The following is a 16,575-nucleotide window of genomic DNA, read 5'->3' on the forward strand; positions in this document are numbered from 1 at the left end:
TGCCATATCAGTCATTCGCGCCACATTTTTCCTTTATTTTCTCAAATGGACAGGCGTATGTAATAAAACTGTAAAGTAATCGTAAACGGAATTGCTTTGACTTTGCCTATTACAGTCCATATAATCGATTGGGAATAAGGAGGCAGGAGCATGCGAATTTTTTCAAAGCTAATGCCGGCATCGAAAATGAAGCTGGTTATTTCGGGTATTGGTGTTATGGCGCTACTTGTATTTTCTGGATTTGTACTATTTGAAGCAACGAAAGCGGAAGTAGTTTTTGCAAAGGACGGAAAAGAGCAAACGGTTAATACACACACAAATACTGTAGAAGGCTTGCTTGATGAACTAGGAATAACCGTTGGAGAACATGATGTTCTATCCCATGATTTGGAGCAGTTAATCGAAAACGGAATGAAAATTAATTATGATGCCGCCAAGGAAGTAGTTGTAAGCATCGATGGAAAAGAAGAGACTTACTATACTACCGCTGAAACAATTGAAGCGTTTCTGGCAGAAGAGAATCTTTCATTCACAGATCATGATGTTATGTCACATAGTGCAACAGAAGCAACCGAAGATGGATTACATATAGAAGTTTCAACTGCATACGAGGTTACCATCCATGACGGCGAACAAGCGAAAAAGGTATGGGCAACAGACGAAACAGTAGGCGAATTGCTTGCCAAAGCGCAGGTAAGATATGACCAGAACAGTGCTGATAAAATTGAGCCTGCACTGGATGCGAAGGTGAAAAAGGGCAACGATATTTCAATCGTGCGTGTCACGGAAGAAGAAGAGGTTGTTACAGAATCACTTGCATTTGATACAGAGAAACGTGAGGATGATTCTCTTCTGAAAGGCAAAGAAGAAGTCATTTCTGAAGGCAAAGAGGGAACGGTAAAGAAGGTATATAAAGTTACCAAAGAAAACGGCAAAGAGGTTGACCGTGAATTAATGGATGAAGAAGTCACAGACAGTGTCAATCGTGTTGTTGCTGTAGGAACAAAAGAAGAACCAAAGCAAGAAGCAAATCTCGTTACTTTAGCCAGCACAAAGTCAGATAAGGGAACTGGCGGTACTAGTAGCAGCGGCAAGACGGTTACCATGACTGCCAGCGCCTTTACTGCAAGCTGCAGCGGCTGTTCGGGATATACTGCTACAGGAATTAATCTGAAAGCCAACCCGAATAAGAAGGTAATTGCCGTCGACCCAAGTGTTATTCCATTAGGAACTAAGGTATGGGTGGAAGGCTATGGAGAAGCGATTGCAGGTGACAGTGGCGGGCATATTAAAGGAAATCGTATTGATGTCCACGTCCCATCCAAATCTGCAGCCTATTCGTGGGGTGTAAAAACGGTTCAAGTTAAAATACTGGATTGATCATACAGTTACAAAGTATGGGAAAAAATGCTCTTATCATGCTATGATGATAAGAGCATTATTTTTTATGGAGGAAATAACTTGAGAATAAAAGAAATAATTGTAGTTGAGGGCAGAGACGATACAGCGAAGATCCGTCTGGCGGTCGATGCGGACACCATTGAAACAAATGGGTCTGCAGTCAGTAAAGATACCTTAACGAAGATAAAACACGCAAAGGAAAAACGTGGTGTCATTATTTTTACCGATCCGGATTATCCAGGAGAACGGATTCGCCATATCGTCGATCAGGCTGTTCCAGGCTGCAAGCATGCTTTTCTGACAAGGGATCAGGCGAGGGCCAAAAACCCAAAGAACAAAAGCCTCGGGATCGAACATGCTAGTATCGAATCCATACGAGGGGCACTGCAGGATGTTTATGAGCTGGCTGAAATAAGCGAGAGTGAGATAGATAAGTCCGACCTGCTGGCATGTGGGCTTTTAGGTGGACCACAAGCAAGCGCACGAAGGGAAAAGCTTGGTGAACTGCTGCAAATCGGACATACTAATGGAAAACAGCTTTTAAAACGGCTAACGCAGTTTCAAATCACCAAAAAGCAATTTGAACAGGCAGTACAAGCATTACAACAGGAGGAAAACGATGACTAAAAAATATATAGCTACTCCTTCAAAAACGAAAGAAATTCTAAATAAATATAAGTTTTCTTTTAAAAAGAGTCTCGGGCAAAATTTTTTGGTGGATGTAAATGTGCTGGAAAATATAATTAAACATGCGGGAATCGATCAACATACAGGAGCAATTGAAATTGGTCCGGGAATGGGAGCGTTGACGGAACAGTTGGCAATACATGCCGATAAAGTGGTTGCATTCGAAATTGACCAGCGGCTCTTGCCGATACTGAAGGATACGCTGCAGGACTATTCAAATGTGGATATCATTCATCAGGATATCCTGGAAGCCGATGTTGCTGAGGTGATAGGTGAACATTTCAAGCCAGAACAGGAAGTCCATGTCGTTGCAAATTTGCCTTATTATATTACGACCCCTATCCTAATGAAGCTTGTCCGGGATAAATTGCCGGTGACAAGCCTAACCGTCATGATTCAAAAGGAAGTTGCTGAACGTATGGCTGCTAAGCCGAATAATAAAAGCTATGGTTCCTTAACGGTTGCTGTACAGTATTATACGGAGGCAAGCGTTGTGATGACTGTGCCCAAAAGTGTATTTATGCCGCAGCCGAATGTTGACTCCAGCATCCTTCATCTCGTGATGCGGGATAATCCGCCAGTCCAGGTTGATGATGAGGATTTCTTCTTCACCCTTGTTCAGGCAAGCTTTGCCCAAAGGAGAAAAACATTGCGCAATAATCTAACGAGTTATTTTAAGGAAACCTATACGAAAGAAGAAATAGATGTGCTTCTTACGGAAATCGGCATTGATGGTACAAGACGCGGAGAATCGCTTGATATGGCGGAATTTGCCCTGCTTGCAAATGCGTTTTACAACGATAGAAAATGAGGAAATAGCTATTGTCTCTATGAAGGCAGTGGCTATTTTTAATATATCCGGATAACGATTCCGGCAAAGGGTCCAGTATTCAGATTCAAGCGTCGTGTGACTTAGCTTTCCATTAGGAACAGGCGTATATGATTCCTCATAGTCTATAGGAGATTGAAGTCTAAGAGGTGGATATATGGGTATAACTGTTGGAGAACTTGTTACACGCAAATCCTATCATCATGATCTCCTGTTTCGTGTCGCTGAAATAAGAAAGGAAATAGCTGTTCTGCATGGGGAAGAGATGCGGCTTGAGGCAGATGCCCCAATCGAGGATCTTATTCCGGCAGAGGGCAGGGATATTGAGATGAGACAGGAGAAGGAAAAAGAGAAGGAAGAATATTCATTTCGTCTATTTCGTCAGGATTACCAGCTGATGAAGGAAAAAAGAAACTACAACGCAACGGATGGATATCTTCAAGATGCCCAATTTTTTCAATTGCCTGCAAAGGTATTGCATTTGGACGGGGACCAGACCTATTTGCGTAAATGTATATCCTTATATCAGCGTATCGGTCTGCAGGTACATGGTATCCATCTGAATGAAAAGGAAATGCCGAATGAGATTGCATCCCTAGTCGAGAGAATTCAGCCGGATATCATTGTCATTACAGGCCATGATGCCTATTCGAAAAATAAAGGGATGAAAAACGATCTGCGCGCATACCGGCATTCCAAATATTTTGCTGAAACAGTCCGGGAAGCAAGACGGATGAATCCTAATTTGGACCAGCTTGTTATTTTTGCCGGGGCCTGCCAGTCCCATTTTGAGTCCCTTATTCGTGCAGGAGCAAATTTTGCCAGTTCCCCTTCAAGGGTTAACATCCATGCACTCGATCCTGTTTATATTGCTGCAAAAATTGCTTATACACCGTTTATGGAAAGTGTTGGTGTATGGGATGTCCTGAGAAATACCCTCACTGGTGAAAAAGGGATGGGGGGAGTTGAGACAAGGGGTATACTCCGGACAGGTATACCGTATCTTGAAGAGAAGGAAGAAGAATAGGGAGGATTTGTCTTATCCATTAGGGTAAGACTCCTCCGATTTTATTTGGGACAAGTTTTCATATTTTTTTCACTTATAACATACATATATTGTTAACAATTACAAATAATATAGGAAATAGACAAATTTTATTGTTGACAGAAAAAAAGACTTACTGATATAATATTAAGTTTTATTTGACTGTTGGACGTGTTTATGGTAAAATAAAATCAGTGAGGTGGAGTCTAGTGGCTAAAACATTAATCGAAATTAAGCAAGGTCTTGAATGTCATGTTGGTAAACGGTTGAAATTAAAAGCCAACGGCGGAAGAAGGAAAACGGTTATTCGTTCGGGAATCTTAGCAGAAACGTATCCTTCTGTGTTTATTGTTGAGCTTGACCAAGACGAAAATGCATTCGAACGTGTTTCATACAGCTATGCAGACGTATTAACAGAAACGGTGGAATTGAATTTCCTCGACGGAAATAAAGCTATACTTATGGAACAGTAGACAATGTCTGCTGTTTCTTTTTGTTTTTCAATTGCGAGTGTCGTTAATTGGGATTCGTTCCCGCATTTGACTGCATTATCCTTTCTTGCGTATATCTGACTGGGGTTTATTTTAGGAAATGGCATAAGCTATAGATGTCGTAAGGAAACAGCTCAGGACAGAAAGGGGTTGTTCTTTCATGGGTAGACGCAGAGGGATCATGTCAGACCAATTGAAAGAAGAAATTGCCAAAGAGTTAGGGTTTTACGACACGGTACAACAAGAAGGCTGGGGCGGCATCAAAGCAAGGGATGCCGGTAACATGGTGAAACGTGCTATTGAAATAGCTGAACAAAATATGCAAAAAGGCAATTCCTAAGGGGATTGTCTTTTTGTTCGTTTAAGCTGGCTGTTTTCTCTATGATTGTTGTTTTTACATAAAATATATAAACAGCGAGGTAATTTGATAATGAGCTTTATCCCCGCTCCGGAAATACACTGCGCTTTCCGCGGGCTCGCGCTAAGCCTCCTCGCTCGCAAAGTAAGCTCTCTGCGGGGTCTTAGCGTCTTCGCTTTCCCGCAGGACAAGTAAGGCTGCGGCAGCAAGACATCGCACGCAGAAATTGCGAATGCAATTTCAAGGAGTCTCCGTGTATTTCCTCCGCTATGATTTGGCTTTCTGAATCAATTACTGATAATTATGAAGCTGATTGATTGGAGCGCAGGGCAGTCGACTCCAGCGGGAAAAGCAACAGCTGAAGATCCCGCAGGAAGTGGGTTTCTTCCGAGGAAGCTGAAGCGTTGCCCGCGGAAAGCGACTGCCCGGAGCGGAAATCGGCCGTTGCTGTTATGTCGCAGTTTTTATCAAATACAAGGTTAGAAATAACAACAATACTTACGAAAAGAGCATTCTCGTTTTGCTCTGTTTTATGATGACCGGTAATGGGCAGGTGTTTCCTATCTGCAGAATTGACAAGCCTGGTGAGAAGGAAGGCGTTTCTTGGCAAAGCCCCTTTCAACTTCACTCTTGTCGCCTCGCTTTTCTTATTATGGTACAATTATCTATATTTTTAGCGCGCGGATTATGCAGCAAGGTAGGTGATAAGATGACCATTTTGGAGAAAGCGCCAGCTAAGATTAATTTGTCCCTGAATGTATTAAGCAAGCGGGATGATGATTATCATGATGTTGAAATGATCATGACTTCGATTGATTTGGCCGACCGGATTGAGCTTGAGCGGCTGCAGGATGATCGGATTGAGATATCGCTTGAAAGCAGATACGTGCCAAATGATGAGCGGAATTTAGCATATAAAGCGGCAAAGGCATTTAAGACTAAATATGGGATCACAGAAGGTGTACATATTACTATTGATAAGAATATCCCCGTCTCGGCCGGCCTTGGCGGAGGGAGTACAGACGCAGCAGCGGTACTGCGGGGACTTAACAAACTGTGGTCTAAGGATATTCCACTAAATGAATTGGCGGAGCTGGGTTCATCAATAGGAGCTGACGTTGCCTATTGTGTGTATGGTAATACAGCAATAGCAAGAGGATTTGGTGAAAAAATCGAAAAGTTATCTTCCCCTCCTCCCTGCTGGATCATTTTGGCAAAGCCGGACATTGGTGTTTCTTCCAGGACGATATTCAGTCAGATTAATGTAGAAGAGCTTTTCCATCCGGATACAGCGGCAATTCTTGAAGCGTTGGAAGATAAGAATTTCAGCAAGCTATGCAATCATATCGGTAATTCGCTTGAACCAATCACTTTTGCAATGCATCCGGAAGTACAGCATATCAAAGAAGCGATGACCCATGCAGGTGCGGCAGGCGTTCTAATGAGCGGAAGCGGTCCAACCGTATATGGGTTAGTGGAACAGCAAAGCAAAGCAACCCGCATATACAATGGTATGCGTGGTTTCTGCGAAGAAGTATATCTTGTCCGTCTTATCGGATGAATATTGCCAAAATGCGTATATTAATGATATATTAATATTTAAATATTCGGTTTTGGGGTGTAGTAATGAAAAGAAGCAACAGATTAGTTATATTAACTGACTTTTTCCTGGAAAACCCGCGAAAACATATTCAATTGCCATATTTTGTAACACTTTGTGATACAACGAAATCATCCATTAGTGAGGATTTGGATATTATTAATGCTGTTTTTAAGGAGCAGGGCATGGGCCATCTGGAAAGGTCAACAGGTGCTGGCGGTGGTGTAAAATATATACCGGAATACACTTACGCAAAGAGTGTTGCCTTTATTGACGAACTGCGTGAAAAGCTTGAGGATCCAACGCGGATTCTGCCTGGCGGATATCTATATATGAGTGATTTGCTTGGCAATCCGAAAACAGTAAGGGACATTGGCCGTGTATTTGCATCGGCATTTTCCAAAATGGATATTGATGTCATTGTAACAGTGGCAACAAAAGGTATTCCATTGGCATATGCGGTTGCTTCATTCCTTAACGTTCCTGTAGTAATTGCAAGAAGAGATCCGAAAGTGACGGAAGGTTCATCGGTCAGCATTAATTATGTTTCGGGGTCGTCGCGCAAGATACAAACGATGGTACTGCCAAAACGCAGCCTTGAAGAAGGGTCCAATGTTTGTATTATTGATGATTTCATGAAAGCGGGCGGTACGATTACTGGAATGATCAGCCTGCTGGGAGAGTTCAATGCCCGTGTTCAGGCGATCGGAGTGCTGGCAGAAGCTGATGATGACGAGGAAGAACGTGTCATTAACAATTATACGTCGTTAGTGAAAATCTCGAATGTTGATATGAGACATAATAATATCGAAATTCAGGCGGGTAATTTTGTGGAGAGAGAAGCCAAAGAATAGGTTATTGATGGCATCATTTGAGCCTTTTTTTCACTTGGAATCATTCCTTGCTTAAAATATTTAATTTTTTTATATTTCAGGCAGGAATTTCAATGTGTTTTGTTGAAATAGTTTAAAGTAAGTCCAAATGGGAAAAGGTGGTGAGACATCATGGAAGTAACTGACGTGAGATTACGCCGCGTAAATACAGAGGGCAGAATGCGAGCTATTGCATCTATTACGTTGGATCAGGAGTTTGTAGTCCATGATATACGCGTAATCGACGGTAATAATGGATTGTTTGTGGCGATGCCATCAAAAAGAACTCCTGATGGGGAATTTCGGGATATAGCACATCCGATCAATTCAGGAACTCGTTCAAAAATTCAGGATGCCGTATTGGAAGAATATCGTCGTGCGGGTGAGAGTGAAGTTAAATATGAAGAAGCAGGTGCTTCTTAATAGAATGTTCAAATATCATGACGAAAAGGGGTCTAATCTTACAGGTTGACCTTCTTTTTTTGTTTTCTGATGTATTCCTGCACTAAGATTAATTGAAAAAAATCCCAGCAATTATACAACTTCTGCGATTTTCCCCTCAGGAGATGCCCCCTGCATTGACATCTGTTGAAATCATCTCTTTTTTACGATATATTTTATAGTGGATAATTAGATAATGGAGGTTTCCTTATGACGAATCGTAATGCTGTCATTCTGGCAGCTGGACAAGGAACGAGAATGAAATCAAAGCTTTATAAAGTTCTGCATCCGGTTGCCGGACGGGCAATGGTGCAACATGTTATAGATCAGTTAAATACAGTGAAACTTGATAAAATGGTTACAATTGTAGGTTTTGGTGCTGACATCGTCAAAGAACAGATTGGCGATGCAAGCGAATTTGTAGTTCAGGAGGAACAATTGGGGACTGGACATGCCGTATTACAGGCAGAGCATCTATTGAAGGATCAGGAAGGAACAACGATTGTTGCTTGTGGAGATACACCGCTTATTACCGGTGAAACCTTTCAGGAGCTTTTTGCTCATCACGAACGGGAAGGTGCGGCCGCTACTATTCTGACTGCCCAGACAGAAAATCCGGCTGGATATGGCAGGGTGATACGGAATGAGACCAATGAAGTAGAGCGGATTGTGGAACAGAAGGATGCAAGTGAAAGTGAACTGCTTGTTAAGGAAATCAATACGGGTACCTATTGTTTTAACAATAAGGCACTATTCCAAGCGCTGCATGAAGTTTCCAATGATAATGCACAAGGTGAATACTATCTGCCGGATGTTATTGAGATATTACGAAACAAAAGTGAAAAGGTCAGTGCTTTCCTTACGCCCAATTTTGAAGAAACACTAGGGGTTAATGATCGTGCTGCATTGGCCCAGGCTGAAAAAACAATGAGAAAACGTATTAATGAGAAGCATATGCGTAACGGTGTTTCCATAATTGATCCTGACCATACATACATCGAGCCGGATGTAGTCATTGAGTCGGATGTCATCATACATCCAGGGACAATCATAAAAGGGGCCTCTACGATAAAGACCAATGCTGAAATCGGGCCCAACAGCGAAATAAACAATTGCTATATTGGAGAAGATACAATTGTGAAACAAAGTGTAGCAAACGACAGCAAGATTGGTGACCGTGTCAAAATTGGACCATTTGCACATATACGTCCTGAGTCCAATGTAGGCAATGATGCCAAATTAGGCAACTTTGTTGAGATTAAGAAGACCGTACTTGGCGATAACAGTAAGGTTTCCCATTTAAGTTATATTGGGGACGCAGATGTTGGGAGCAATGTAAACATCGGTTGTGGTACAATAACAGTAAATTATGATGGAACAAATAAGTTCTTAACAACGATTGGAGACGATGCATTTATCGGCTGTAACTCCAATTTGATTGCACCCGTAACAGTTGGCAAGGGGTCCTATGTTGCAGCGGGATCGACGATAACAGACGATGTTCCAGAAGATGCACTATCTGTCGCAAGGGCTAGACAGACAAATAAAGAAGGCTATGCTGCAAAATTAAAAAGCAGAAAAAAAGATTAATCGGAGGTTATATTTAATGGCATCTAGCTACAAGGATTCATCGTTGAAGGTATTCTCACTGAATTCTAATCAAAAATTGGCAGAAGACATCGCAGAACATATTGGAACAACACTTGGGAAATGTACGGTATCTCAGTTCAGCGATGGTGAAATTCAAATCAATATTGAAGAAAGTATTCGTGGTTGTGATGTTTATGTTGTCCAATCGACAAGCGCTCCCGTTAATCAGCATATAATGGAACTGCTTATCATGATTGACGCACTTAAACGTGCTTCAGCAAAATCGATTAATATCGTCATGCCATATTATGGCTATGCGAGACAGGATAGAAAAGCAAGGTCGCGTGAACCAATTGCTGCTAAACTGGTAGCTGATCTAATCGAAACAGCTGGAGCCAATCGTGTGATTAACCTGGATTTGCACGCACCGCAAATCCAAGGATTCTTTAATATTCCAATTGACCACTTGCAAGGTGTGCCAATTTTATCAGATTACTTTGATGCCAAAAATCTAGAAGATATAATTGTAGTATCTCCGGATCACGGCGGTGTGACAAGGGCACGTAAAATGGCTGATCGCCTAAAAGCACCTATCGGAATTATCGACAAGCGCAGACCGCGCCCTAACGTAGCTGAAATCATGAATATCATCGGTAATATTGAAGGGAAAACAGCCATCCTGATTGACGATATCATCGACACAGCGGGGACAATTACCCTTGCAGCGAATGCATTGATTGAAAACGGAGCGAAAGAAGTCTATGCTTGTTGTACGCATCCTGTACTGTCGGGACCTGCAATTGAGCGGATTGATAATTCCCAGATTAAAGAGCTTGTCATTACGAATACCATTCCGCTTCCAGAAGAAAAGCGAAGCGAAAAAATTACAGCTCTTTCTGTAGCGCCACTTATCGGGGAAGCTATTATCCGTGTCCATGAAATGCAGTCAGTAAGTATTTTATTTGATTGATTTGTTTAGTAAGACCGTGAAACGGGTATTAATTATATTGACCGTTTTTTTACCTCAAGATGAAACATAAGGATGAAATAGAAAGAGATTACTTACCTATTTTGAAAATGTTTTAAAAAATTTGGAGGATGATAAACATGGCAGTAAAATTAAAAGCAGCGAAACGGGAAAATCTTACGAAATCAGCAACTAAGGAAATTAGACTGAGCGGGCGGGTCCCTGCTGTTGTCTATGGCAAAGAAAAGGAAGCAAAGAATGTTTCTGTCGATAGTATTCAACTTGTAAAAACGGTTCGGGATGAAGGAAGAAATGCAATTATCTCATTGGACGTTGAAAATGACGGATCGATCGATGTAATGCTGCACGAATATCAAATTGAACCGATAAAAGATCAATTAATCCATGCAGACTTCTATGTGGTCAATATGTCTGAAGAGATGGATGTGGAAGTTCCGCTTCGATTAGAAGGTGAGGCACAGGGTTCAAAAGCAGGCGGCGTACTTCAGCAGCCATATTTTGAACTGCAGGTAAGGGCAAAGCCGGACCAAATCCCGGAAGAGATCAGTGTGGACATTTCTGCTCTGGAGATTGGTGACAGTCTTACGATTGCAGACATTCCATCAAAGGGAAATTATGAAATCCTGGATGATGCGGAAACAACGGTTGCAACTGTTCTGCCGCCAACCAAAGAAGAGGATCTTGAAGCAGATGTCGATCCGAACGCTGAACCAGAATTGGTCGGTGCTGATCGAAACGAAGAGGAATCAGAAGATAAATAATACAATATAATAGATAACATAATGACAATACCCTCCTATAAGAATCTAAAAAGAATAGCCATTCTTAGAGGAGGGGTTGTTGTTTATGGATGTATTTACTATTTTAAAAGGAAGAAGCATACTATGAAATTGATTGTGGGATTAGGCAATCCAGGAAGAAAATATAGACAGACACGTCATAATATCGGATTTATGGTGATTGAAGAACTGCTGCATCGCAATCAGTGGAGCCTAGATAAAGCCAAGTTTAATGGCGACTATTCCATGGAACACTATGAGGGCGAAAAGGTAATTCTTCTACAGCCGCAAACATACATGAATCTGTCAGGAGAGTCCATTCGTCCATTGATGGATTATTACAATCTGGACCTGGATGATGTGCTTGTTATTTATGATGATCTTGATTTACCGACAGGGAAGATACGTCTGCGCCAAAAGGGTGGTCATGGCGGCCATAACGGGGTAAGATCAACAATCGATCATCTTGGGACCAAAGAATTCAAGCGTATTCGTTTGGGGGTTGGCAGACCCGTTGGACCTATTCCGGTGGTTGATTATGTGCTGGGTGCTTTTCCTAAAGAAGAGCAGGAAGATGTTATCATCAGTATAAAAAATGCTGCAGACGCTTGTGAGTCCTGGCTAAAGGGAACACCATTCATCGAAGTAATGAATGAATACAATAATTGAAGCATAGGCTTCTATATGCGCACGATGAAAGCAGTCGATGTATAATATACCATTATCCGGATAAACTTTTATGTAGAAAGATTATTCGAGGTGGTTGATGATGGCGATCATTTATAATTGCAGACATTGCGGACAAACGATTGGAAAGCTGGAGCAAAAGGTAATGGATGCCTCATTACTGGGCTTGAATCAGCTAAGCAATCGGGAAATGGAAGAAATGGTTCATTATAGTCGGAATGGCGATATTCAGATACATACAATTTGTGAGAATTGTGAGCAAGCCTTAGGCCAGCATCCTCATTATCACGAATTGGATTTTTTTATACAATAGCATACGCTGCAAAAGCTTTGGTTATGTAAACCAAGGCATTTTTGCGCTTATATATACATTTAAGAGGAGTTTAACAATGAAGGGCATTAATCACTATTTACAATCAAAAGAAGACGTTCAATCGATCGTCAGTGGCATAACAGGAGGGATGAAGGAGCAACTGATTGCCGGACTTTCCGGCTCGGCAAGGAGCATGCTCGTATCGGTAATCAATCAATCCATCCAAAGACCGGTATTGCTGGTAACACATCAGCTTGTACAAGCACAGCAGCTCTACGATGACCTGACTGAATTCATGAATGAAAGTGACGTACATTTGTATCCGGTTAACGAATTAATCGCTTCGGAAATATCGATATCAAGCCCAGAATTAAGAGCACAGCGGATAGAGGCACTGACAGAATGGTCCAGAAGAAAGTCTGGCATATTAATTGCACCGGTAGCGGCACTAAAGCGAATATTACCACCTCAGGATTATTGGAGTAACTACCAGCTGCATTTTAAGAATGGCGAAGAAATTGAAATGGACGCGTATCTCACATCGTTAGTCGATATGGGATACGAAAGGGTCTCTATGGTAACTACCCCCGGGGAATTCAGCCGTCGTGGCGGAATTATCGATATCTATCCGATTACGGAGCAGCTTCCAATCCGTATTGAGCTGTTTGACGAAGAAATCGATTCGATACGTTATTTCGATGCAGAGACACAACGGTCCTTGGATAAGGCAGAAGAGATTATAATCGGTCCTGCAACAGAGCTGCTATTGACGGATGAGGACTTACTTGCTGCTTCCGAAAGACTGGAGAATGAACTTGCGGCTACACTGAAAAAAATGAAGAAACCGGAAGCGAAAGAACAATTAATAGAAGTGATGGAACACGACATTACCCGTATGAAAAATCTCGAGCGCTTTCAGGAGATGTACAAATATATCGGTCTGCTCTATTCAAAGCCTGCTAGTTTATTAGATTACCTTACCCAAGATGGACTAATCATTTTGGATGAGATGAGCAGAATTCAGGAAACGGCAACGAATCTTGATACAGAAGAGGCGGAATGGTACAGCAGTTTGCTTGAAGGCAACAAGATGGTGAGGAACAGTCAATTTTCATTTGATTGGAATACGGTTCTGGAAACGATGAACCAGCAGCGTATCTATATGTCGGTATTTCTAAGGCATATTCCAAATACACAGCCTGAAAATATTATCAATCTATCTTCACGTGTCATGCAGGAATTCCATGGCCAAATGCACTTATTCAAAAATGAACTGAAACGCTGGGAAAAAGGGGAATTCTCAGTCGTCATTCTCGCACCCAATCAAAAAAGGGCAGACAAAATTTATTCCATACTGGCAGATTATGATATTGATTCGGCCATCTCCAAAGATTTAAAACTTCCTGTGGAGATACCGACCATTGCTATTGGAAATCTGACAAGCGGTATGGAACTCCCGATGCATAAGCTTGCCATCATAACGGAAAATGAATTATTTAAGAAACGGTCCAAGCGTCCTAGACGACAGCAGAAAATCACCAATGCCGAGCGAATCAAGAGCTACCAGGAATTAAAAATCGGCGATTATGTCGTACATGCCAATCACGGGGTGGGTAGGTATCTAGGCATTGAAACGCTTGAGGTAAATGACCTGCATAAAGATTATATGCTGATTAAGTATTCAGGGGACGATAAGTTATTTGTTCCAATCGACCAGATTGATCTCGTTCAGAAGTTCGTCGGTTCGGAAGGAAAAGAACCTAAGCTATATAAGCTTGGCGGATCGGAATGGGCGAAAGTAAAAAGAAAGGTACAGTCGTCTGTAGAAGATATTGCAGATGACTTAATCAAACTGTACGCAGAGCGGGAAGCCAAAAAAGGATTCGCTTTTTCGGAGGATACGGAAATGCAGCGTGAGTTCGAGTCCTCCTTCCCCTATCAGGAAACAGAAGACCAGCTCCGCTGTATTGAAGAAATCAAGCAGGATATGGAAAAAGAGCGTCCAATGGATCGGCTGCTTTGCGGAGATGTTGGCTATGGTAAGACAGAGGTAGCAATCCGTGCTGCCTTTAAGGCTGTTGCAGACGGAAAACAGGTTGCGATATTGGTGCCAACGACGATTCTTGCCCAGCAGCATTTTGAAACCATCCGCGAACGATTCCAGGACCATGCAATCAATATAGGCTTATTAAGCAGGTTCCGCACAAAGAAACAGCAGACCGAAACCTTGAATGGCGTAAGAAAAGGCACCGTCGACGTGGTTATCGGTACACATCGCCTATTATCCAAGGATGTGGAGTATCGTGATCTTGGACTATTGATTGTTGATGAGGAACAGCGCTTCGGAGTGAAACACAAAGAAAAAATCAAGCAGCTAAAAACAAATGTGGATGTCCTGACCTTGACCGCCACACCAATTCCAAGAACCCTGCATATGTCCATGCTTGGTGTCCGCGATTTATCTGTGATTGAGACGCCACCGGAAAATCGTTTCCCAATTCAGACGTATGTAATGGAATATAATCCAATATTCATGCGGGAAGCGATTGAGCGGGAGATGGCACGCGGCGGCCAAGTGTTCTTCCTGTATAACCGTGTGGAAAATATCGATAAGGTTGCCCGTGATCTTGGTATGCTTGTAGGAGATGCAAGAATTGCGGTGGCTCATGGACAAATGAATGAAAATGAACTGGAAAATGTGATTTTCGGATTTCTGGAAGGGGAATACGATGTCCTTGTGAGTACAACCATCATCGAAACGGGTGTCGACATCCCGAATGTGAATACATTGATTGTCAATAACGCTGACCGTATGGGATTGAGCCAGCTTTATCAGCTAAGAGGCAGGGTCGGCCGTTCCAATCGTGTGGCATATGCCTATTTTACCTATCAGAAGGATAAGGTGCTGACAGAGGTGGCCGAGAAGCGTCTCCAAGCGATTAAGGAATTCACAGAGCTTGGTTCCGGATTTAAGATTGCAATGCGTGACCTGTCCATCCGTGGGGCGGGAAACCTCCTCGGGGCACAGCAGCACGGTTTCATTGATTCCGTTGGTTTCGATATGTATTCCCAGATGCTAACCGATGCCATTGATGCTCGTAAAGCAGGCAAGGATATTGAGGAAATTACGCCATTTGAACCGGAACTCACATTGAATCTGGATGCATATATACCGGATGAATATATTAAAGATGAAAAACAGAAAATTGATATCTATAAACAATTCCAGGGTATGAGTCTCAAACAGGATATAGAGGAATTAAAGGATGAATTGATTGACCGATTTGGTGATTATCCAACAGAAGTCAATAATTTATTCACGGTTACTTCTCTGAAAATGCATGCGAAAAAAGAGCGTGTCGAATCGATTACCGAACGAAATAAGAAGATTGTTGTTTTGATAGAAGATAAACGAAGCCAGCAGATTGATGGGTCGAAGCTTTTTGAACTGGCCAATGAGTTTGGCCGCAATGTTCAGCTTGGTACCGAGAACCAAAAGCTGAAAATCGTCTTTAAATGGTCAAACGAAACCGCACACAGCAAATATGAGGTCGTCGAAAGCTTTATCGATAAATTAAGTGGCGTCAATCGGGATAATTAAAAATTCATTTTGGAATGTATAGTTATTTCTGGATGAATTATACTAAAACCACACTTGGTGATTTTTACACATTTAATATGTGCTCAGAAGCTCGGGAAAAAGGTTGCTGGCGATTAAGATATAATCCCTTATAGCCATGGTGGCATTTTATCAGACCATTTGAACATTTTATTAAGTGAGCAAACATAACAAGAGTAATCATCATTAGAAAGTGAGGCTGCTTAGAGATGAAAGCAACAGGAATTGTACGTCGAATTGATGATTTAGGCAGAGTGGTTGTCCCGAAAGAAATCAGAAGAACATTGCGTATCCGTGAAGGAGATCCACTGGAAATATTCGTTGATAGAGAAGGGGAAGTAATTTTAAAGAAATACTCTCCCATAAATGAATTGGGTCATTTTGCCAAAGAATACGCTGAAGCGTTATTCAACTCCCTGCAAATGCCGGTTATTATCAGTGACAGAGATGAGGTAATCGCCATTGCAGGAGAATCAAAAAAGGATTTCTTAAATAAAAATATTGGAGCTCAATTGACAAAAACGATTGAAGGAAGATCCCAAGTGTTTGAAGTAGACTCAGCCGATCTGGAAATAATTGAGGGTCATCAGCAGGAATTGCAATCCTATTGTATCAGTCCAATTATTGCAAACGGAGATCCAATCGGGTGTGTGATGATTTTTTCCAAAGATGAAAAAGTCAGCAAGGTGGAGCAGAAGGCGGCAGAAACAGCTGCTGGATTTTTGGCCAAACAGATGGAATAGTACTTAATGAACCTGTCCCGGGAGTGCATGCTGCCGGGGACAGGTTTTTTACTGCCAAAAATATGGAAAAGAAGTTCTGTACCATCTGGCAAACGATAGATTCAGTAACCTATGGTATACTAATATAAAATT

The 16,575-nt window shown here is 41.9% G+C and carries 17 protein-coding genes; 16 read left to right on the plus strand and 1 reads right to left on the minus strand.

Translation table 11 applies throughout. The annotated features are described in order from the left end of the window. Nucleotides 1-150: 150 nt before the first annotated feature. The 6 genes from OMHG_RS05430 (at nucleotide 151) to OMHG_RS05455 (ending at nucleotide 4,793) form a co-directional block, all read left to right on the plus strand. Nucleotides 151-1,380: a G5 and 3D domain-containing protein gene (locus OMHG_RS05430; RefSeq protein ID WP_010648975.1), complete on the plus strand. Its 1,230-nt coding sequence runs from the start codon at nucleotides 151-153 to the stop codon at nucleotides 1,378-1,380. A gap of 81 nt (nucleotides 1,381-1,461) precedes the next feature. Next, nucleotides 1,462-2,028 carry a ribonuclease M5 gene (gene rnmV / locus OMHG_RS05435; RefSeq protein WP_010648977.1) on the plus strand — a complete coding sequence of 189 codons (567 nt, stop codon included), beginning with the start codon at nucleotides 1,462-1,464 and terminating at the stop codon, nucleotides 2,026-2,028. Further along, complete coding sequence (gene rsmA, locus OMHG_RS05440) at nucleotides 2,021-2,899, plus strand: 16S rRNA (adenine(1518)-N(6)/adenine(1519)-N(6))-dimethyltransferase RsmA (protein WP_010648979.1); 879 nt, start codon at nucleotides 2,021-2,023, stop codon at nucleotides 2,897-2,899. Before rnmV ends, rsmA begins: the two co-directional genes overlap by 8 nt. A 175-nt stretch (nucleotides 2,900-3,074) precedes the next feature. Then, nucleotides 3,075-3,944 carry a sporulation peptidase YabG gene (yabG, locus tag OMHG_RS05445; protein ID WP_010648980.1) on the plus strand — a complete coding sequence of 290 codons (870 nt, stop codon included), beginning with the start codon at nucleotides 3,075-3,077 and terminating at the stop codon, nucleotides 3,942-3,944. Between the two features lie 227 nt (nucleotides 3,945-4,171). After that, complete coding sequence (veg, locus tag OMHG_RS05450) at nucleotides 4,172-4,435, plus strand: biofilm formation stimulator Veg (RefSeq protein WP_010648982.1); 264 nt, start codon at nucleotides 4,172-4,174, stop codon at nucleotides 4,433-4,435. 178 nt (nucleotides 4,436-4,613) lie between these two features. Beyond that, on the plus strand, nucleotides 4,614-4,793 hold the full coding sequence (locus tag OMHG_RS05455) for a small, acid-soluble spore protein, alpha/beta type (protein ID WP_010648984.1): 180 nt from the start codon (nucleotides 4,614-4,616) through the stop codon (nucleotides 4,791-4,793). 319 nt (nucleotides 4,794-5,112) lie between these two features. Here the strand turns inward: OMHG_RS05455 and OMHG_RS18260 are convergent, their stop codons facing one another. Beyond that, nucleotides 5,113-5,439 carry a hypothetical protein gene (locus OMHG_RS18260; protein ID WP_010648986.1) on the minus strand — a complete coding sequence of 109 codons (327 nt, stop codon included), beginning with the start codon at nucleotides 5,437-5,439 and terminating at the stop codon, nucleotides 5,113-5,115. An 81-nt stretch (nucleotides 5,440-5,520) separates the two neighbouring features. Between OMHG_RS18260 and ispE the strand changes: the two genes are divergently transcribed. From ispE to spoVT, 10 genes are all read left to right on the plus strand, one after another. Continuing rightward, nucleotides 5,521-6,372: a 4-(cytidine 5'-diphospho)-2-C-methyl-D-erythritol kinase gene (gene ispE, locus OMHG_RS05465; RefSeq protein ID WP_010648989.1), complete on the plus strand. Its 852-nt coding sequence runs from the start codon at nucleotides 5,521-5,523 to the stop codon at nucleotides 6,370-6,372. A 65-nt stretch (nucleotides 6,373-6,437) separates the two neighbouring features. Beyond that, nucleotides 6,438-7,265 carry a pur operon repressor gene (gene purR / locus OMHG_RS05470; protein WP_010648991.1) on the plus strand — a complete coding sequence of 276 codons (828 nt, stop codon included), beginning with the start codon at nucleotides 6,438-6,440 and terminating at the stop codon, nucleotides 7,263-7,265. 150 nt (nucleotides 7,266-7,415) lie between these two features. Next, complete coding sequence (gene spoVG / locus OMHG_RS05475) at nucleotides 7,416-7,706, plus strand: septation regulator SpoVG (protein ID WP_010648994.1); 291 nt, start codon at nucleotides 7,416-7,418, stop codon at nucleotides 7,704-7,706. Nucleotides 7,707-7,934: 228 nt separating this feature from the next. After that, complete coding sequence (gene glmU, locus OMHG_RS05480) at nucleotides 7,935-9,314, plus strand: bifunctional UDP-N-acetylglucosamine diphosphorylase/glucosamine-1-phosphate N-acetyltransferase GlmU (RefSeq protein WP_010648995.1); 1,380 nt, start codon at nucleotides 7,935-7,937, stop codon at nucleotides 9,312-9,314. A 16-nt stretch (nucleotides 9,315-9,330) separates the two neighbouring features. Next, nucleotides 9,331-10,284, plus strand: a complete 954-nt coding sequence (locus tag OMHG_RS05485; RefSeq protein WP_010648997.1) for a ribose-phosphate diphosphokinase — start codon at nucleotides 9,331-9,333, stop codon at nucleotides 10,282-10,284. Nucleotides 10,285-10,421: 137 nt separating this feature from the next. Further along, nucleotides 10,422-11,063: a 50S ribosomal protein L25/general stress protein Ctc gene (locus tag OMHG_RS05490; RefSeq protein ID WP_010648998.1), complete on the plus strand. Its 642-nt coding sequence runs from the start codon at nucleotides 10,422-10,424 to the stop codon at nucleotides 11,061-11,063. Between the two features lie 123 nt (nucleotides 11,064-11,186). Then, nucleotides 11,187-11,750: an aminoacyl-tRNA hydrolase gene (gene pth / locus OMHG_RS05495; protein WP_010649000.1), complete on the plus strand. Its 564-nt coding sequence runs from the start codon at nucleotides 11,187-11,189 to the stop codon at nucleotides 11,748-11,750. 100 nt (nucleotides 11,751-11,850) lie between these two features. Continuing rightward, entirely contained in the window at nucleotides 11,851-12,081 is a 231-nt protein-coding gene (locus OMHG_RS05500; protein WP_010649002.1) for an anti-sigma-F factor Fin, read from the plus strand. A gap of 76 nt (nucleotides 12,082-12,157) precedes the next feature. After that, nucleotides 12,158-15,682, plus strand: a complete 3,525-nt coding sequence (mfd, locus tag OMHG_RS05505) for a transcription-repair coupling factor (RefSeq protein ID WP_010649005.1) — start codon at nucleotides 12,158-12,160, stop codon at nucleotides 15,680-15,682. A 227-nt stretch (nucleotides 15,683-15,909) separates the two neighbouring features. Next, entirely contained in the window at nucleotides 15,910-16,443 is a 534-nt protein-coding gene (spoVT, locus tag OMHG_RS05510) for a stage V sporulation protein T (RefSeq protein WP_010649007.1), read from the plus strand. The last annotated feature ends 132 nt before the right edge of the window (nucleotides 16,444-16,575 follow it).

This window comes from Oceanobacillus massiliensis str. N'diop (assembly GCF_000285495.1).
In the GTDB taxonomy this organism is placed as follows: Bacteria; Bacillota; Bacilli; order Bacillales; family Amphibacillaceae; genus Oceanobacillus; species Oceanobacillus massiliensis.

Coding starts and splice junctions, on each gene's coding strand:
- OMHG_RS05430 (WP_010648975.1), top strand. CDS start 151: ATGCGAATTTTTTCAAAGCTAATGCCGGCATCGAAAATGAAGCTGGTT.
- rsmA (WP_010648979.1), top strand. CDS start 2,021: ATGACTAAAAAATATATAGCTACTCCTTCAAAAACGAAAGAAATTCTA.
- yabG (WP_010648980.1), top strand. CDS start 3,075: ATGGGTATAACTGTTGGAGAACTTGTTACACGCAAATCCTATCATCAT.
- OMHG_RS05455 (WP_010648984.1), top strand. CDS start 4,614: ATGGGTAGACGCAGAGGGATCATGTCAGACCAATTGAAAGAAGAAATT.
- ispE (WP_010648989.1), top strand. CDS start 5,521: ATGACCATTTTGGAGAAAGCGCCAGCTAAGATTAATTTGTCCCTGAAT.
- purR (WP_010648991.1), top strand. CDS start 6,438: ATGAAAAGAAGCAACAGATTAGTTATATTAACTGACTTTTTCCTGGAA.
- spoVG (WP_010648994.1), top strand. CDS start 7,416: ATGGAAGTAACTGACGTGAGATTACGCCGCGTAAATACAGAGGGCAGA.
- glmU (WP_010648995.1), top strand. CDS start 7,935: ATGACGAATCGTAATGCTGTCATTCTGGCAGCTGGACAAGGAACGAGA.
- OMHG_RS05485 (WP_010648997.1), top strand. CDS start 9,331: ATGGCATCTAGCTACAAGGATTCATCGTTGAAGGTATTCTCACTGAAT.
- OMHG_RS05490 (WP_010648998.1), top strand. CDS start 10,422: ATGGCAGTAAAATTAAAAGCAGCGAAACGGGAAAATCTTACGAAATCA.
- pth (WP_010649000.1), top strand. CDS start 11,187: ATGAAATTGATTGTGGGATTAGGCAATCCAGGAAGAAAATATAGACAG.
- OMHG_RS05500 (WP_010649002.1), top strand. CDS start 11,851: ATGGCGATCATTTATAATTGCAGACATTGCGGACAAACGATTGGAAAG.
- mfd (WP_010649005.1), top strand. CDS start 12,158: ATGAAGGGCATTAATCACTATTTACAATCAAAAGAAGACGTTCAATCG.
- spoVT (WP_010649007.1), top strand. CDS start 15,910: ATGAAAGCAACAGGAATTGTACGTCGAATTGATGATTTAGGCAGAGTG.